This is a genomic window from Rhodococcus sp. IEGM 1354 (genome assembly GCF_030056855.1).
GTDB lineage: Bacteria > Actinomycetota > Actinomycetes > Mycobacteriales > Mycobacteriaceae > Rhodococcoides.
On record NZ_JASHKT010000017.1, the window covers coordinates 1 to 17059 of the forward strand.

The 17059-nt window shown below is 63.5% G+C and carries 16 protein-coding genes and 1 pseudogene; 5 read left to right on the forward strand and 12 right to left on the reverse strand.

The features are described 5' to 3' along the window. Positions 1–701: pseudogene (locus tag QM588_RS23760) on the forward strand (ABC transporter); the annotation flags it as partial. A gap of 27 nt (positions 702–728) precedes the next feature. Here QM588_RS23760 and QM588_RS23765 read toward each other — a convergent pair. The 6 genes from QM588_RS23765 to QM588_RS23790 all read right to left on the reverse strand — a co-directional run bounded on the left by QM588_RS23765 (position 729) and on the right by QM588_RS23790 (position 7891). After that, positions 729–1892, reverse strand: a complete 1164-nt coding sequence (locus QM588_RS23765; RefSeq protein WP_222089547.1) for an epoxide hydrolase family protein — start codon at positions 1890–1892, stop codon at positions 729–731. 376 nt (positions 1893–2268) lie between these two features. Further along, positions 2269–3822, reverse strand: a complete 1554-nt coding sequence (locus QM588_RS23770) for an APC family permease (RefSeq protein ID WP_283317135.1) — start codon at positions 3820–3822, stop codon at positions 2269–2271. Between the two features lie 23 nt (positions 3823–3845). Beyond that, positions 3846–4730, reverse strand: coding sequence for a universal stress protein (locus tag QM588_RS23775; protein WP_283317040.1), 885 nt, complete (start codon positions 4728–4730; stop codon positions 3846–3848). 108 nt (positions 4731–4838) lie between these two features. Beyond that, positions 4839–5285 carry a hypothetical protein gene (locus QM588_RS23780; RefSeq protein WP_283317042.1) on the reverse strand — a complete coding sequence of 149 codons (447 nt, stop codon included), beginning with the start codon at positions 5283–5285 and terminating at the stop codon, positions 4839–4841. A 222-nt stretch (positions 5286–5507) separates the two neighbouring features. Continuing rightward, positions 5508–6344 carry an alpha/beta fold hydrolase gene (locus QM588_RS23785; protein ID WP_283317043.1) on the reverse strand — a complete coding sequence of 279 codons (837 nt, stop codon included), beginning with the start codon at positions 6342–6344 and terminating at the stop codon, positions 5508–5510. 203 nt (positions 6345–6547) lie between these two features. Continuing rightward, positions 6548–7891: an alpha/beta hydrolase family protein gene (locus QM588_RS23790; protein WP_283317044.1), complete on the reverse strand. Its 1344-nt coding sequence runs from the start codon at positions 7889–7891 to the stop codon at positions 6548–6550. A 159-nt stretch (positions 7892–8050) separates the two neighbouring features. On the opposite strand from QM588_RS23790, the gene QM588_RS23795 reads away from it, so the two are divergent. After that, positions 8051–8611 carry a TetR/AcrR family transcriptional regulator gene (locus tag QM588_RS23795; RefSeq protein ID WP_283317045.1) on the forward strand — a complete coding sequence of 187 codons (561 nt, stop codon included), beginning with the start codon at positions 8051–8053 and terminating at the stop codon, positions 8609–8611. Between the two features lie 6 nt (positions 8612–8617). Here the strand turns inward: QM588_RS23795 and QM588_RS23800 are convergent, their stop codons facing one another. Genes QM588_RS23800 through QM588_RS23810 form a run of 3 tightly spaced genes read right to left on the reverse strand, consistent with a single transcriptional unit; the run spans position 8618 to position 11328 of the window. Further along, a complete protein-coding gene (locus tag QM588_RS23800) occupies positions 8618–9925 on the reverse strand; it encodes an NAD(P)/FAD-dependent oxidoreductase (protein WP_283317046.1) in 1308 nt (435 codons plus the stop codon). 49 nt (positions 9926–9974) lie between these two features. Continuing rightward, entirely contained in the window at positions 9975–10727 is a 753-nt protein-coding gene (locus QM588_RS23805; RefSeq protein WP_283317047.1) for a ferredoxin reductase, read from the reverse strand. Between the two features lies 1 nt (position 10728). Continuing rightward, entirely contained in the window at positions 10729–11328 is a 600-nt protein-coding gene (locus QM588_RS23810) for a sulfite oxidase-like oxidoreductase (protein WP_032401208.1), read from the reverse strand. Between the two features lie 167 nt (positions 11329–11495). Between QM588_RS23810 and QM588_RS23815 the strand changes: the two genes are divergently transcribed. Then, complete coding sequence (locus QM588_RS23815) at positions 11496–11984, forward strand: nucleoside deaminase (protein WP_283317049.1); 489 nt, start codon at positions 11496–11498, stop codon at positions 11982–11984. 6 nt (positions 11985–11990) lie between these two features. Continuing rightward, the gene (locus QM588_RS23820; protein ID WP_283317050.1) at positions 11991–13370 is read left to right on the forward strand and encodes an alpha/beta hydrolase fold domain-containing protein; all 1380 of its coding nucleotides are present in this window, start codon (positions 11991–11993) and stop codon (positions 13368–13370) included. A 41-nt stretch (positions 13371–13411) separates the two neighbouring features. Here QM588_RS23820 and QM588_RS23825 read toward each other — a convergent pair whose 3' ends face one another. After that, on the reverse strand, positions 13412–14287 hold the full coding sequence (locus QM588_RS23825; RefSeq protein ID WP_283317052.1) for a helix-turn-helix transcriptional regulator: 876 nt from the start codon (positions 14285–14287) through the stop codon (positions 13412–13414). 101 nt (positions 14288–14388) lie between these two features. Here QM588_RS23825 and QM588_RS23830 point away from each other — a divergent pair, with 101 nt between their 5' ends. After that, positions 14389–15084: an SDR family NAD(P)-dependent oxidoreductase gene (locus QM588_RS23830; protein ID WP_283317053.1), complete on the forward strand. Its 696-nt coding sequence runs from the start codon at positions 14389–14391 to the stop codon at positions 15082–15084. Positions 15085–15105: 21 nt separating this feature from the next. On the opposite strand, the gene QM588_RS23835 is transcribed toward QM588_RS23830, so the two are convergent. Together QM588_RS23835 and QM588_RS23840 are read right to left on the reverse strand one after the other, a co-directional pair. Continuing rightward, positions 15106–16551, reverse strand: a complete 1446-nt coding sequence (locus QM588_RS23835) for an amidase (RefSeq protein ID WP_283317055.1) — start codon at positions 16549–16551, stop codon at positions 15106–15108. Between the two features lie 33 nt (positions 16552–16584). Continuing rightward, the gene (locus tag QM588_RS23840) at positions 16585–17025 is read right to left on the reverse strand and encodes a DUF3237 domain-containing protein (RefSeq protein ID WP_283317057.1); all 441 of its coding nucleotides are present in this window, start codon (positions 17023–17025) and stop codon (positions 16585–16587) included. Positions 17026–17059 lie beyond the last annotated feature (34 nt).

Sequence of the window (17059 nt, forward strand, 5' to 3'; positions counted from 1 at the left end):
TCGTCCGCAAACTGTTTGCCGCCACCGATGAGGCCAAGGCTCGAGGATGGGCACCCGGACGGTTCTCCTTCAACGTCGCCGACGGACGATGCCCCACGTGCCAGGGCGACGGTTTCGTCGAGGTGGAGCTGTTGTTCCTTCCCGGCACCTATGGCCCGTGCCCCACCTGCCACGGTGCCCGGTTCACCCCGGAAACTCTCGAAATCACCTGGCGCGACAATACAATTGCCCAGGTATTGGGCATGTCGGTGGACGAGGCTGCGATGTTCTTCGCCGATGTCACGGGAGCATCCCGCAGTCTGGAGACTTTGCGCGATATCGGGCTGGGCTACCTTCGGCTCGGTCAACCCGCGACCGAGTTGAGCGGCGGAGAAGCGCAGCGCATCAAAATTGCCACCGAATTGCAGCGCACTCGCCGCGGCACTGCCCTCTACCTACTGGACGAACCGACAGCAGGGCTGCACCCCTCCGATGTCGCCCTGCTCATGCGTCAATTGCACCTGCTCGTCGACGCGGGCAACACCGTGGTGATGGTCGAACACGACCTGGATGCCGTAGCCTCCGCAGACTGGGTCATCGACCTCGGTCCCGGCGGCGGCGACAACGGGGGCACCGTGGTCGCCACCGGCACTCCCGCCGAAGTGGCGGTGTCCCCGAACAGCAGAACGGGATCATATCTGGCCCGCCGACTCCAATCCTGAACTGGCGCTTCATCTTGCAGGGGCGCTCTACGCAAGGGCTGCACGATACGGTCGGAAGAACTCGCGTAGTTCTCGAGCGTACAGCTCGGGCTCCACGAACGGCGCGAAGTGCCCACCGCGCGGAAGTTCTTTTACACGAACAACATTCGCGACGCGGTCGAGCCACGCGCGGGGCGGATTCGTGAAGAGGTCACCCGAAAAGAACGAGAACCCTGACGGCACCTCGACGCGGCGGGCGTGCTGCTCCGAGGGAATGGACGCGTTGGCGTTGTACATACGCATCGACGAGCCGATGGTCTCGGTGAGCCAGTAGAGGGTGACGTTCGTGAGGATCTCGTCCTTGGTGAAATTGCGCTCGATGTCACCGTCGCCGTCGGTCCACCCTCGCAGCTTCTCGACGATCCATGCGGCCAACCCGGCCGGGGAGTCGGTCAACCCGACGGCAGCGGTCTGCGGTTTCGTGCGGTGCATCGCAGCGTATGCACCCTCTGTACTGCCCCACGCGGCGGACCTGTCGAGAAAGTCCTGCTCCTGCGGTGACAGTTCGGCGCGGTCGCCGGTGAACACGGGCAGTCCCGCATCCATACGATGGACGGCCACGACAGAGTCGGGGTGATCGAGTGCGAGGTACCGGCTCACGGCGCTGCCGATGTCGCCTCCGGCAGCCCCATAACGGGTGTACCCCAGAATGTGCATCAGCTCGGCCCAAAGACCAGCGACCGCAATCGAATTCAAAGGGGTGCCTGCCGGTGTATCCGAATAGCCGTAGCCCGGCATGTCGGGCACGATGACGTCGAATGCATCGGCGGGGTCGGCACCGTGTGCGCCCGGATCGGTCAGCAGCGACACCACTTTCGAGTAGCGCCAGAACGAGTCCGGCCATCCATGGCTGAGAACCACGGGAAGAACCGGGCCCACAGGTGCCACTGCCCGCGCGTGCACGAAGTGGATGCCCAGATCGCCGACGTCGACCCGGAATCGAGGATGCTTCGACAGGGCAGACTCCTGCGCTCCCCAGTCGAATTCGTCGGACCAGTATTCGACGAGTTCACGAAGGTAACCGACGTCGACACCGAGTGACCACCCAGCATCGGCAGGGCTGTCCGGCCACCGTGTTGCGCGAAGTCGTGTTCTCAGGTCATCCAGCGCCGCAGCAATAGTCGTCGAAACGAATGGTTCGGGACGCGTCATGAAGGGGAGTCTACGTCCTGATGTGGCCGCGGTCAGGTGAGTCGGTGGGGGCAAGTGGTCATGTCCGCCGCTGTGCCGGAGCCAGTTTCGTCGCTACAGAGCTTCGGCCACTACCGAACGATTCGATACCGAAGGGGTCGAAGTCCTCGGCCATCCAGCTCGGCGATAGGGGCCAATCGGATGGTCGGTCAGATAAGTTGTCCCGTCGGGAACTTCGTGCCGCATTCGTCGTCGAGCAGCGCCACCGCTGTGCCGGCGGGACGCGGAACCGCAGCTGCCGAGCAATCCCGCCGTCCTCGGCGTCGACGTCGTCGTGCGAACACTCACGGCAGGCTGCGGTACGTTACGAAGCAGTCACGAGCTTCTCGGGCCTCGGCTATCTGCCCGCCAGATCGCTTTCGTCTCGCAACGCGGAAGTATTGCGATCGAGTGTCTTGCCCTCGAAGAATGCGGGATGGCGGAACCTCATGACGATCATCAGCACAGCGCCGAGGACCAGGATGCCGAAGCCGAGGAAGAACACGAGTCCGATGCCGCCGATCGAGGCTCCGCTGGCGTTGTCGGGATTCATGCTCTCGCCGAGCGATATGACGAAAACGGCGAGCAGCATGAGGCCACCGAGAAGTGGAAACAGGAAGCGGAAGACGGTGTTACGGACGCTGTCGAACAGCCTGCCGCGGAAATACCAGATGCAGGCAAAAGCCGTGATGCCGTAATACCAGCAGATCATGATGCCCAGGGCCGCGATGGTGTCGATCAGAGTGCGCTCGGACAGGAAGGTGACCACTGTGTAGAACCCTGCGGTGATGGCCCCTGCGACGACGGTTGCGTAGGAAGGCACCAGGAAGCGAGGTGACACTTCGGCGAATTTCTTGGGGAAGGCACCATAGGAACCCATCGCCAGCATCGTTCGCGCGGCCGGGAGGAACGTGGTCTGCAGGCTCGCCAGTGAGGACACCAGCACGGCCAGGAACAGCAGCAGCCCGCCCCATTTGCCGAGCACCGGGTCGGCCAGAGAGCCGAAGACGTTCTCGGCGTTGTCCGGGTTACCCAGGCCCAGGCCGTCCTCGCCTACCCCTGCGTACATCATGGCGGCCACCGCGACGAGGAGGTAGGTGAGCAGAATGGTTGCCACGCAGAGCAACCCGGCGCGGCCGGGCGTCGTCTTGGGGTTCTTCGATTCCTCGCCGAGCGTCAGGCACGTATCCCAACCCCAGAAGGCGAAGATCGACCCCGTGAGTCCGATGACGAACGCACCGACGGCCACGCCTGTGAACGGGTTGAACCAGTCCAAGTCGAAAGTGACCTCGCCCGGGGCGTCGCCTGCGCCGACATGAATCAGCGCAACGACGGCGAAGACGACGAGGAGAACCATCTGGAAGCCGACCGTGACGATCTGCAGCTTTTCGCTCGTAGTGATGCCTCTGCTGGCAATCCAGGTAGCCGCTGCGATGAACACCAGCGTCGTACCGACATTGACGAACTTGTTGCCCGGTAGATCGGCGATCGACGGTGTGTCGAACAACTTCGCTATGAACAGATAGAAGAACTGCACCGCGATGGCCGCAAGGTTGGACAACACGATGATCGTCGCAATCACCATGCCCCAACCGCACATCCATCCGACGTAAGGTCCGAATGCCTTGGTCGACCACGTGAACGACGCACCGCAATCGGGAGACTCGGAGTTCAGCTCGCGGTAGGCATATGCGGTGAGAAACATCGGAACGAAGCCCGCGATCAGGATTGCCGGCATCTTCAGACCTACGGCAGCGACGATCAGGCCGATGCTTGCCGTGAGAGTGTAACCCGGTGCTACAGAGGAGATTCCGAGTATTGCACCCGATAAGGTGCCGACTGTGCCTGTCGCCAGCCCCTTGGCGCTGACTTCACCGGCAGCGGGCGAGGGCCCGCTTGCGTTCTTGCCCATGTTCGAGCCTTCCGTCGACGGATTCATGATTCGAACTCCTGCTTGGGGACGACCACCATCGGGACGGGCAGGACGCGAAGCATCTTCGCTGCCGTCGAACCGAGAAAGAGTCGGCGCGGTTGGGCAAGGCGGCTGGAGCCGACCATGACGAGGTCGCCGTCCTGCCAGTCGAGCGTCCGCACCGCAGACTCGACGGACGACCCGTCCGCGATGGTCACCGATAACGGAAAGTCCTCCGGCAAGGTGGATTTCGCCTCGTCTACAAGGGCACGTGCGTGCGCGACGGCACGATCACGCGCGCTGTCGTAGCTGTCCCGGGCATCGCGAAGATCGTTGCGGGGGTCGAGCGCAACCAGGGACACGAGCCGCAGTGGAGTGTGCATTCTCTCGCACGTGCGTACCGCGGTCCGGAGCAACACATCCGCTCCCGTCCTGGTCCCGAGTGCGCAGGTCACCTGACGAATCTCGCGAGCAGACGAGTGCCGGGTGCCGCGCGGCGCGAGTGCAAGCGGCACGTGTGCCGAATGCAGCAGTTCGGTCGAGACCGAGCCGACGGAATGCCGTCCGAGCAGGCCGTCTCCGGACGCACCCACCACGATGGCCGAGGCCCCCAGCCGAGCCACCTCGTTGAGCAGTCCCTGGGCGAACGAATCGTTGAAACTCGCATGCACGGCGACCTCGATGTCGGACGGCACCAACGATTTTGCCTCCTCGAGCCAGCCCTGCGCTCGGGTGACCAGGACGTCCTCGTAGCCGGTTTCGGCGGGGACTCTCGACGCAACAGTGCGGTCCGGCGGTAGCACCATGCAGATGTCGAGCTGAGCACCCAGGCTCCGGGCGAGCTGCACCCCGAGGGTAAGACCGTCCTTACCGCTGGGGGTGGCGAGATATCCGACGATCAAGCGCATGGGGACGGCTCCTTCGTTTCGATGGAACAAGTAGATGTAGTGAGAATCATCGGCACCGAGCCAGGGCGAGCGACAGTTCTGCGCCCACCACGCAGACTTGCGAATTACTCAGCCCTTCCACGCTGTGGAGTTCACCGACCATCTGCGCCAATCGTTCGACGGATTCGGTGTGCACAGACGGCCACGCGGCAACGGCGTCGGTAGCAGATTCGGTGTGTACCGCCTCGGACAGGACCGCAGCAGGTTCGGAGTTGCTGCGGGCCAATTGATTTCATCGGTACCGAAACCGAATCTGTGAGCGTGGGCGTCGCTGTCGTCGCCCGAGGGCAACAACTCGTGGTTCGCCACACGCAGCCCGAGATCGGCGAACAATGCGACCAGATCGGCGAGAAGTGGAGCGCGACGCTGCCACTCCAGGATGGCAACGGGCATCTGTCGGTCCGCAGTGTCGATGAAACGAAGCCGCACACCCCTGTTTGCCCCCGACGCCGAGGCGGTGCTGTTGCTGGAATCGACGGAGTCGGCTGCCTCCTGAAGTGCACTGGCACCACTCATCTGTTTCTCCTGACCATGCTCGACGAGGGTGAGGCGACGCTCACTGTCGGCTAAGTCTGGCTGAACGAGACGCACGACACAGCTGACGAAATGGACAGCCGAAGTCCTCGGACCGCTCCATTCCGGTCCTTGTGCACTACCTGTACGCGGAGGGTGAACGTAGGGGTCTCGGATCGACGATCCGCAACGGTGCTGTGGCTGCCGCGAACGGTCACTGCTTCATCACCCGTTCCGCAGCGCCTCGTCGATTCGTGCTCCCACGGCGGTGGCACCGGCAGGGGTCATGATCGTGCCGGCATGGTCGAGTTCCATCATCGGCGTTATCGATGTCAGGTCGAGCGCATCGATGTCTTCGGGCGAGTACATCGGTGCCGAGTTCTCCCCAACGCTCCACTGCGCGTGCAGGAATCGAGTCGGCATCGTCAGTTCTCGAAACCGTGACTCGCCGAAGAACACATCCTCTGCGTCGGAGACGACTGCATCGGTCGACAGTCGCACCGACCCGTCGACCAGATCGTGTTCGGCGTACGTCCGGAGGAGTGGATCGGCTGGGTCGAGAAGCGGCAGCGACGTCGAGACCAAGAAGTCGACGTAGTCGTCGACGGCGTCGAAATGCTTCTGAGTTCGAGCAATTCTGTCCGCGAACACAGCTCCTACGGTTTCGCGGGTGAGACCGGCGGGCGGTGCCACCGGAACGCCTCCGTCGACGAGAACGAGACTCTTCACTCGAGATGGATACCGGGCCGCGAACTCGACCGCCACGAATCCGCCCATGGACATTCCGCACACGTGCGCGGCGTCGAGTCCGAGGGCATCCATGACGGCGTCCAGGTCGTCGGCGTGCCGAGCGAGCGACGACGGTCCCGTGACCTCGACGCTGTCGCCTCTGCCGCGCAGATCCGGTGCGACCAGCGTCAGGTGTGGCGATTCCGTCCGGAGCCAACCCCACAGCATGCGTTGGCTGGACACGCCGTGCACCACGAGGACGGGCTCACTGGTGCCGGTGTGTGTTTCGACGACGATGTCTCCGCCGGGTACAGTTACTCGATCGATGGTCATGGTGCCGACAGTATGGGAAGCAGGCTCCAATGGGGATGGATTCCTCACCCACCGCGTACGCCGAAATATGGATTGTTCCTCTGTATTCCCGATCGTGACGGACACGGTCTTTCGGCACAACGAGCTTCGACTCGGCCTTCTTGCTGTGAATTCGGGTCCCAGGAGGAGGGTCGAAGTGTCGACTGGGAGGTGCTCGTAGATTCTCAGTTTCCGTCCGACCGGCCGAGTAGATGCTCCCGAAGAAATCGAGTCGACAGTACCGACCAGTGTTCTGCGTTGCCCATCGCGCAGTGATCGTCGTCGGCGTACAGAACCAATTGGGCGTTCGGTGCGTCGACGGCGAGTTCGATCGAGTCACGGGTGCTGGCCAACGTGTCTGCGGCTCCATTGATCACCAGCAGTGGGATATCGATATCTCGGTAGCGATGGCGTAGGGACATCTTCGAAGTCTTGTGTGCCAAGTCCAGGATTCCGGTCGCGCCGAGTGTACGGATGAGCGTCGATATCATCACCTCGGGCATCCCGATCGAATTGATCGCGCCGAAACTGCGGTGCGTCAGCGGACCGTTGGACACCGCCACTTTCAATCGTGGATCCGACGCGGCCATGCGTGCGGCCCAATACCCACCGAAGCTGAAGCCCATCATGCCGATTCGGTCCGCATCGACGCGCTGATCGGCTGCGAGGAAGTCGATCACTGCCGAGTACACGTTCTCGGACGCAGCTGTCATGGGGTCGTCGTACGAGTAGGTTCCGGGCATTTCCATGACGAACGTGCCCAGCCCTGCATCTCGTTGCGCCAGTAGGGGTAGCAGTGTTTCGGCGACAGTCCCCTCCAGGCCGTTCGTAACCAGGACCGTCGGAACGTGTATCGCATTCAGCGGTAACGCGAGAATTCCGTGGACCCGGTCGGAGGTACCGGGCAGGGCGATGTCGACTACCTCCACCACGTACCCCATAACCGGTGCGAGAGCGAGTAACAGCGACTCCGACAATCGAGTCGAGCTGCGATAGGCGTCCTGGCGTCGCGGCGTCCCGCCCGGCCATGCGGCGACGAAGTAGTACACCAACGCCTTGATCAACCCGTCGACAGCGACCGCCGCGTCGGATGCGTCGGGGTGCTCGGCGATGAAGCGTGCGGTCGCGTGTGGATCGGCTACCGTTCCGCGGTCGGCGAGGATCGACGCGGCTGGGGCGAGTGCGCCGCCCAATTCGGACAGTACCGCGCCGGTCGGAGCATCTGTGTCGAGCAGCCGAGTACTCACGGGCGCATGCAACCGTGACAATGCCGCATCGGCGCGTTCGAGGTGCTCGGTGGCGAAAGTCGACCAGTAGGAAACCCACCTGCCGTCCTCGAAGGAGCGGCATCGAGCCAACTGGCCGCGGAACTCGTCATCGGGTATGCCGCCGAGGTGGGTGAAACGGTCCACGAACAGACGAGGCAGAAACGGCGCGACACCGCCTCTGTGCGAGGCCCTTTCGGTGGTGTGGGTCAGTGCTCTCGCGCTGACTGTTGCCCTCTTTCGCCATTCGATCAACGATGCCATCGTGTAGCTCCCCGTCCCTTAACGCAGATTGATCTGCTTTAGACGCACGGTAGGGTGCTCGATCGGTAAATGCAAGACTTTCTGCTTTAGCCTTGGGGTGTGGAGCAGACACCTACCCATCCTGAAATACGGCGGCGACCCGGCGGTCGAGCTGCACAGGTGACAGAAGCTGTCCACGAGGCTGTGTTCGCTGCCGTCGTGGAGGTCGGTGTCGACAAGGTCGGCATTCCTGATATCAGTCGACGGGCCGGAGTGCGTGACACCACGATCTACCGGCGGTGGGGGACACGCGAGAACCTGATTCTCGACGTCATGCTCACCGGGAGTGAGCGGATTCTTCGGGTGCCTGACACGGGCGCGCTGAAGGACGACTTGACTGCATTCGCTACCGCGCTCGACGGATATCTCGCATCTGCACTGGGGGAGGGCCTGATTCGAGTTCTCGCCTCGATCACCGACTCGCCTGCCACCGCAGAAGCACGCACTACGTTCTGGTCGCAACGGTTGCGGTCCGTACAGGTGATCATCCATCGCGCGGTCGAGCGTTCCGAGGTGCCAGCTGACGTCGATGCCGGCCTCGCGATCGAGCTACTGATTTCACCGATTCACTTCCGCCATCTGCTGACCCGGCAACCATGCGACCGCGAGTTCATCGACAGCCTGGTGAATGCTGTAATGGGTTGCTGTCAGCGTGCCCCGGCAGATTCGAAGCGCGAGTGATCGCGGCTAACCCAGGACGGTTCCGGTCGACTCGGTGTTGAATTCTCTTCGGCGAGAAAAGGACCCGAGATCGATCTTTACCCCGGTGTGAGCTCCCGTGTATACGACCGGGTCGACGTCGTGGTCGTGTCCGGCCTCGACCTTGTCGATCAGAGTTGCCAGCATTCGGCCGACGACGGGTGCGTTCTTGAACTGATTCCCGCTGGTGCCCATGGCAATGTAGAAGCCTGCCCGATCGGTCCTGTCGTAGATCGGGGTCCAATCCGAGGAAGCGTCGTACACGCCGGCAATTCCTCTGGGCTGGAACGGAACCGACAATCGAGGTAATCGCCGAGCGGCTCTCGTGACCTGTGCCTGGAAGCGCGCAGCAGTGCGGCTCGGGTTGGCGCTGTCTGGGTCGTCGATCCATTCCAGGGGGTCGCATTCCGGTTCGGTACCGCCGATCAACAGGCCCCCGCCCCGCTCCGGTCGCATGTAGGTGCCCAGGTCCAGATCGGCGATCATCGGTCCGAGACGTGCATCCTGGTTGTAGCCTTCCGGCGCAGAGACGTGGTGGACCTCCTGCCGTAGGGGGCGTACCTCGACAGTGAAATCGCTACCTACCCCCGCCATTGCGTTGAGCGCACCCGACCAGGGGCCGGCTGCGTTGACCACTATCGGGGCTTCCACGGTATCGCCGTTGTCCAAGTGCACGACCCACCTCCCGGAGACTTGCTGGTCGATACCGACCACCCGCGTCCGAAAGGCGAATCGAGCGCCCGCAGAGGCGGCGGCAGCACCCAGGTTGGCGGCCGCGAGCCGAGGGTCGTCGACAAAGCCTGCCTGCGGCGTGAACACCGCCCCGAGCGAGGTAGCAGCATCTGCGTAGAAAGCATCGCTGTCAACAGGTTTCGGAGGAAAGTAGGAGCCGACATCGATTCCCGGGACTCGTTCGCCCAACGTGGTCGAGTCCCAGAGTTCATATGCGACGCCGATCTTGTCGAAGAGTCGAACCGTGCGCGCGCGTGGGGCGAGGTCCACATCGAGAAACACCATGCCGCACTCGTGGAAGCGGGCCAGGTCGGTCGACCCCGGGTTGCCCAGGTGCTCCGGCCAGTTCTTCCAACACTGAGCGGACTCCCATGCCATGCCCATACCGTCGAAGGTCGAATAGTTGAACCGAATGATCGCGCTGGAAGCGCTGGTGGATCCGAATCCCGGCCCACCTTCCTTGTCGACCACCAGAACTCGATATCCGCGTGCAGAGAGTTCATAGGCAATGGAGTTACCGATAACCCCCGCTCCCACGACTACCACATCGGTCGATCGGGGCACCGTTCCTCCAGATGGTTCGAGATCAACGCGGGAATGTCGACAGCTGGTGTCAGCTCGGTCCGAAACGCTCTGTTCGGATGTTCGCTGCCGAGTGACCACGCGCCACCAACATGTCGGCAACGGTGTCGACGAAGCTCGTGGGGCCGCAGATGTAGCAGCGCGGCTCGAATTCCGCCGGCCATCCGTGAGCGTCGATGTCTTCCAACGTGATCCGACCGAGGGGCCGTGCGCTCCCGGCAGGAGCACGCCGCGTGTGGATCATGGTGACGTCCACGCCGGCCGGAGGGTGAGCCCACTCGTCGGCGAAGTAGACCTCTGCGGGTTCTCGCACCGAGTACAGCACCCGGAAAGGCACTCGTCCGCCCGTCGCGGACGCCTGTGCGCGAACCATGGCGCGGAGCGGGACGATGCCGGAACCGCCACCCACCAACAGAATCGGGGGAGACGGGGTCTCCGACGGTTGGGACGGCCGCCAGACGAACCATCGACCCACCGGCCCGCGGAGCTCGATGCGATCGCCGACTTCGACGGACTCGACCAAGTAGGGCGACACCTCGCCGTCCGCGACGTTCTGGACCGATATCTCGACGCGCGACGTGCCGTCGGGTGCCGAGGCCAAGGAGTAGCTGCGCTGTGCGCTGTAGCCGTCCTCGGCGGTGAGCTTGACGTCCACGTGCTGCCCGGCGAGATGGCCGGGCCATCCGTCGACGTCCAGAACGAGGGTCGACGCAGTGGGTGTCTCACGCCGCACGGCCGCCGTCGTGGCGACGAGCCAGGGTTTTGCTCCAGCCGCCGAAGTCACGTCAGTCGCCCTGGTAGCGCTGCTCGCGCCACGGGTCTCCGTAGTCGTGGTACCCACCGCGTTCCCAGAAACCTTGTTCGTTCTCCAGGGTGAGCTCGATGCGTGAGATCCACTTCGCCGATTTCCAGAAATACAGATGCGGAACGAGAAGCCTTGCCGGACCGCCGTGTTCGCGCGCCAGGGGAGCGCCGTCGAACTCGGTGACCAGCCAGGCCTTCCCGTCCCTGAGATCCTCGAGGGGGAGATTAGTGGTGTAACCGTCGAAGCCGTGCACCACGACGTACCCGGCATCGGTGTCGAGACCGTCCAGCAGAACGTCCAGGCTCACGCCCTTCCAGGTGGTGTCGAGCTTCGACCACTTGGTGACGCAGTGGATGTCGACGGTCGGAGTCTCGTGCGGAAGTGCCGCGAATTCGTCCCAGGTCCAACTGCGAGTGTCGCCCCGTTCAGTGGTGACCGAGAACGACCACGTGTCGGTCGCGACCACGGGCGCAGGCCCGATCGCGAGGACGGGAAAATCCTTGGTCAGATACTGACCGGGGGGAGTGCGCCCGTCGTCGCCGCGCCGTCGGCCCACGAAGCCCTTCGAGATCAGTGCCATGGTGAAGAATTGTGCGCTCGTTGTCGGGAGTCTGACAAGTCGGGTGACGGTGTCGGCTACCTGCGTTTCGGCGGGAGCGCGTGGGATCGATGTGGAGTTCGCTGTGCTTGGTACCGGTACGGTCGAGATGTGGACACTTCTATAGTCGACGCACCCTGTGGTGCGGCATGAGTATTTCCGCCGACGACCGTGCCTTTCTGGCGCGTGCTGTGGATCTGGCGGCAGTCGCAGTGAGTACGGGCAACGATCCGTTCGGCTCGGTGCTGGTGTCGGGTAGCGGTGAAGTGCTTGCGGAAGACCGCAATCGCGTCGGCGATCGACACGATCCCACCCAGCACCCCGAGATCGCACTGTCGCGGTGGGCTGCGACCAATCTGAACCCCAGTGAGCGACGATCGTCGACGGTGTACACCTCCGGTGAGCACTGTGTGATGTGCGTTGCGAGCCACGGAATCGTCGGGCTCGGACGTATCGTCTACGCCACCTCGACGGCCCAATTGCTCATGTGGCTCCAAGAATTCGGTGCTGCGCCGCTCGCGATCACGCCGCTCACCATCACGCAGGTCGTGCCGGGAGCAGTGGTCGACGGGCCGGTCGCCGAGTTCAGCGACGCTGTCCGTGACCTGCACAGGCAACGTCACACGTCCACGGCGTAGCGAAGGGTGAGCGAAATTCTCGAAGGCCGCCGAACGAGAACGTCGACAACGGCACTCGTGATGACCGGTGGTATCGGTGTTGCACTCGCGTGGCTCCAGTGTCTTCTGATCCGTCAGCAGTTCGCCGTAGGATTGTGGGTCATCGTCGTGGCCGTCGTGGCCACCTGTCTCGTCGCGTCCGATGCCAGAAAGCATGTAGCCGTAGGAACTTCGCTCGGTGCAGTGACCGTTGTCGCTCAGGTCGCCTGGTTGGTGACGCCCTTTCACGGGCTGTGGGTCGTGAGCGCAACCGCGGGGACTGCGCTGGGGTTCTTTCTGCTCGGATCGGCGTGGGCGGGCTCCTCGGATGGCACTCGCCGGGCGACTCTCGGCGTACCGGCCGGCCTCGCTGCCTCGATTGCGTTGGTGGTTTCCGCAGTGACGATCACTCTGGCCGCCAGTCCGGCACCGCTGGTTCGAGCGCTGCAGGCCTTGGGGCAAAGCAATTCCTTCGTTTCTGCCGCGCCGACAGCGATGACGGTAGTGAACGGGGCAGGTCGCACCAGTGACATCGAATACGGCTCGACGCTTCCCAATTCGTTTCTCGACATCTACATCGCCGACAACGATCCGTCGGTCAGCCGTCCCACGTACGTCATGGTGCACGGCGGGGGATGGATAGCGGGGGACAAGGCCGACGGTGATTCCGAACTCGGGACGGACAACCCGTACTTCGCGTCGGGGGCGGGCCCAGTACTCGACGCCGGGTTCAACCTGGTGTCGGTGAATTATGCCTTCGCACCGGAATACCGTTTTCCCACACAGACGATCCAGCTGGGCGAGGCTCTGCAGTTCTTGGAAACGAACGCCGACCGATACGGCTTGGACATGAGCCGCGTCGTGCTCGCCGGAAGCAGCGCGGCTGGTCAGATCGTGGGTAGCTACGCCAATGTTCGGACCAACCCCGACTACGCACGTGCGCTGGGCATCGAACCCACGATGGATCGAAGCGCTCTGAAGGCCGTGGTGTTCGACAGTGCAGTCCTCGATGTGGGGAGGGCCGGCTCGCCGCAATCTCCGAGTCCGTCGAACGGCTTTCTGTACGACATCGGTGCACGCAGCTACCTCGACACCACCGATGTCGATTGGCTGGCGCGCGCAAACGTCACCGAGAACGCCACCTCCGATTTCCCGCCGAGCTTCATCGCCGACGGCAACACCGGCACCTTCCCCGATCAGGCGGCCGAACTGAGCGCCAAGCTGGACAGAGTGGGCGTTGCCAATCGCTTGAATCTGTACAGCAAGAACGAGGGGACCCTCGAGCATGCATTCATGACCACGGGCTCGGAGTGGACCGACGAGTACAACCGGCTCAGGATCGAGTTCCTCCGCGGCATCGTCGGATAGCAGAGCAGAGCAGAGCAGTCGCTGACGCACTCGCCTGGCCGCTACTGCACTGGCAATCGCATCTGGCCGGCGGACCCGGAAACGGTGGCCAATCGTAGCTTCGTGTCGTCTTCCGAACCGGGGGCCGCGGTCATGATGACAATTTTCAGCTCCGCGTCTCCGTCGGTGAGTACGTCGCAGTCGACGGTGATCGGTCCGACGGTCGGATGGTGGACCACTTTGTGATCCTCGCGATGTGAACCGACGGCACCGACCGACCACAGAGACTCGAATTCTGAACTGCCGGTGCGTAATTCTTCGATCAGACCCCTCAGTCTCGAGTCTCGGGGAAACCGTCCAGTGGCTCGCCGAAGGTCGGACACCACGGCAGCTCGGACTGCTGCGTCGCCGCCGGACGGCGTCACCGGCCAGGCGGACATTCCGGGCGTGTCCGCGCCGACAGGGAAACAGTCACGAGCGAAGTTGCGCTTCGAGGGTGAGACGGACGACGGATCGCCGACCAGCGCGGCCCAACTCCGATTCCACCAGAGCAGTTGCCAGTCGGCTGCGAACACGGCAACCGCACCGTCGTCGAGTCGGCCGACAACCCGCCTCACCCCAGGCGGAATGTGGTCGGAGATCGTTCCGTCGGCCGGCGGAATATGACCGGCCAGGCGGTAGAGATGGTCTCGCTCGGGAAGAGTCAGCGCAAGTGCACGCGCCAAGGACGACACCACCTGAACCGACGGTGTCGTCGCTCGACCCTGTTCGAGCCGCACGATGTAGTCCACGGAGATGCCCGCGAGATCGGCGAGGTCCTCGCGTCGGAGCCCCGTGGCCCGTCGAGAGCGTCCGGTCGGCAGTCCGACAGCGTCGGGCGAGAGTCGATCACGCCACGATCTGATCGTCGGGCCGAGTCCGTCCGTTGTCGAGGTCACGGAACCATTGTCTCTCCGCGGGCGGATGAGAGGGTGGTATCGGTTTTCCTACCGTCGAAGCGTGCCTGGAACACGTACTCGGCGACCTGAACACTGAGGACATGACCATCACATTCATCACCGGAGCAAACAAAGGCCTCGGCTACGAAACGGCGCGCCGACTGATCGACCGAGGCCACACCGTCATCCTCGGAGCACGTGACGCCGAGCGGGGTAGGACAGCTGCCACAGCAGTGGGGGCTAGATTCGTGCAGATCGACGTCACCGATGCCGAATCCGTCGCATCTGCAGCTGCGAACGTGGAACGGCGGGAGGGGGTTGTCGACGTACTGATCAACAACGCGGGCATTCCCGGACCGCACAGCGCCATCGAAGAGTTGACCGCCGAGGATGTGCAGTCGGTACTCGACGTCAACGTCCTCGGAATCGTCCGCACTACAACAGCATTCCTTCCACTACTGCGCCGCTCCACCGATCCCGTCATCGTCAACGTCAGCAGTGGAATGGGTTCGTTCGCGGTGACACACGATCCGTCTCGCGTCGAATCCAGCGTGATTGCTCCGGCCTACACCGCGTCGAAGTCGGCTGTCACGATGTTGACGACGCAGTATGCCAAGGGCCTGAGTGACATTCGCATCAATGCCGCCGATCCGGGATACACCGCAACCGAATTCAACGGAAACAGCGGGCCGCAGACCGTCACCGAGGGGACGGACGCCATCGTGCAGCTCGCCACCGAAGGGCCCGGCTACGGATCCGGGCGGTTCATCGACCGCCACGGAACCGTCAGCTGGTGACCGGTTCCATGGCAGTCGGAGTCAGCCGATCACACTCTGCAGGTCCATCCCCGCCGGCTTCTTCAGCGGAGTGAACGTTCCGACGCTCTGCTCGACGGCTCGGGCCGCCGCGAGTGCGATGTGGTCGCCGTTGCGCGGAGCGATCAACTGAGCGCCGGACGGGATGCCGTCGGAGTCGAGCCCGGTGGGCACGGCGACCGAGGGCAGGCCGAGGAGGTTGACCGTCACCAGTAACCGGTGATCACGCCACAGTTGCGTGGTCGCTTCGGGACCGGACAAGTCGTAGCCGATGGCCGTCATCCGCCGCGCCGAGACCGGGCCCAACACGATGGGGTACTCGGCGTGGAATCTCTCCCACGCTGCCGCAATCAGCACACGCTGACCCCACGCAGCCTTGTACTCCGCGATCGACTCGTAGACCTCGGTCTCCGAGGAGTTGTCGAGGAAATACTGCGTTGCGCCCGCGCCGAGGGGCTCGGCACCGCTGTCGGGCTGGAAATTGCCGACGAACTCGGTGACCGAGAGTCGACGCCACAGCACCGCAGCTTCCTCGATCATGGGTGCCTCGGCCTCGACGACCTCCCACCCCGCAGCGGCCAGAGCATCGGCAGCTACCGAGATTGCTTCGGCCACTTGCGGATCCACACCCCAGCCGGCGGGATCGCGCGTGACGGCGACGCGACGTACGCCGTCGTAGGTGGTCGGGTGAGGAATCGAGGACGCCATCGGATCCAGGCCGTCCGACCCGTGCATCAGCGAGAAGGCGGTGTCCAGGTCGTCGACCCGGCGAGCGATCGGTCCGTTCACTGCGAAGAATTGCTCCGTCAGGGGCCAGGCCTCGACGGGTGAGGGTGCAGGCACTCGGCCCGCCGACGGTCGCAGTGCGCAGATACCGGCAGCGTAGGCCGGCAATCGTAGAGATCCGCCGTAGTCGTTGCCGAGTCCGATGACGGACATGCCGGTGGCCACGGCGACGCTGTCTCCGCCGCTGGAGCCGCCGGCGACTCGGTCACGATCCCAGGGGTTGTAGGTCCGCCCGAAGAGTTCGTTGTCGGTGTCCCAACGCAATCCGGTGTCGGGCATGTTTCCCCGGCCGATCGGGATCGCGCCTGCTTCCATCAGCCGTCGGACCATCGTCGAATCCGACGACGGAATCGCATCCGCGAGGAAGGTCCAGCCTTGCGTCGACGCAGACCACGTCAGATCGATGTTCTCCTTCACGGAGATCGGTACCCCGGCGAGCTCACCGACATCCTCACCGTCGGCGATTCGGCGATCGATAGTGTCCGCGAGTTCGCATGCGCGGTCGTGGAATACGACTGTGAGAGCGCCGAGGTGACCGTTGACCTCGGCGATGCGGTCCAGGTGCGCGTCGATCACCTCGCGTGCGGTGACCGCGCGAGATCGAACCAGTCGTGCTATCTCGCGGGCTTTGAGCGTCCAGAGAACGGGGTGTGCCTGAGTCATGCTGTGCCTCCTGTGGAGTGGGACGGGGAGTGATCAGGCCAGAACTTCGAAGACGTCGATCGTGGTGTCGGTTGCGTGGGATGTCGCGCGGCCCACGAACACCGAACGCGTGAGCCACTGAAGTCGTGGTGACGTCGTGCGAAATCGGGGAGTGGACTGGAAGTAGCCCATCTCTTCGCCCGACTCACCGGGGAGGTGGCGGACTATCCCGAGGTTGACCACGTCGACGATGTCGTCCTGATCGGTACGAATCAGGTATCGCGCTTCGACCCGGTAGGCGTCGTCCGCGCGAGTCAGGCACCAGTCACCACCGCCGGGAATGATCGTTCCGGAAACATCGCCTTCGATGGTTCCGCCGGTGATGGGAATGAACTCGAGCAGCTCGGTGGCTCGTTGTTCGAGGGGTAGATAGGGGCCGGTGTCGGCGACGATGCGGAATGCGAATCGCAGCTCGGGTGCCGTGGGGGCGTCCATGGCTCGTCCTGTCTCGGGTCGTATCTTTTTGGTG

What these genes read in the sequence shown, in the direction of transcription:
- QM588_RS23765 (WP_222089547.1), bottom strand. Translation starts at nt 1,892, where the DNA reads ATGACGCGTCCCGAACCATTCGTTTCGACGACTATTGCTGCGGCGCTG.
- QM588_RS23770 (WP_283317135.1), bottom strand. Translation starts at nt 3,822, where the DNA reads ATGGGCAAGAACGCAAGCGGGCCCTCGCCCGCTGCCGGTGAAGTCAGC.
- QM588_RS23775 (WP_283317040.1), bottom strand. Translation starts at nt 4,730, where the DNA reads ATGCGCTTGATCGTCGGATATCTCGCCACCCCCAGCGGTAAGGACGGT.
- QM588_RS23780 (WP_283317042.1), bottom strand. Translation starts at nt 5,285, where the DNA reads ATGAGTGGTGCCAGTGCACTTCAGGAGGCAGCCGACTCCGTCGATTCC.
- QM588_RS23785 (WP_283317043.1), bottom strand. Translation starts at nt 6,344, where the DNA reads ATGACCATCGATCGAGTAACTGTACCCGGCGGAGACATCGTCGTCGAA.
- QM588_RS23790 (WP_283317044.1), bottom strand. Translation starts at nt 7,891, where the DNA reads ATGGCATCGTTGATCGAATGGCGAAAGAGGGCAACAGTCAGCGCGAGA.
- QM588_RS23810 (WP_032401208.1), bottom strand. Translation starts at nt 11,328, where the DNA reads ATGGCACTGATCTCGAAGGGCTTCGTGGGCCGACGGCGCGGCGACGAC.
- QM588_RS23815 (WP_283317049.1), top strand. Translation starts at nt 11,496, where the DNA reads ATGAGTATTTCCGCCGACGACCGTGCCTTTCTGGCGCGTGCTGTGGAT.
- QM588_RS23830 (WP_283317053.1), top strand. Translation starts at nt 14,389, where the DNA reads ATGACCATCACATTCATCACCGGAGCAAACAAAGGCCTCGGCTACGAA.
- QM588_RS23835 (WP_283317055.1), bottom strand. Translation starts at nt 16,551, where the DNA reads ATGACTCAGGCACACCCCGTTCTCTGGACGCTCAAAGCCCGCGAGATA.
- QM588_RS23840 (WP_283317057.1), bottom strand. Translation starts at nt 17,025, where the DNA reads ATGGACGCCCCCACGGCACCCGAGCTGCGATTCGCATTCCGCATCGTC.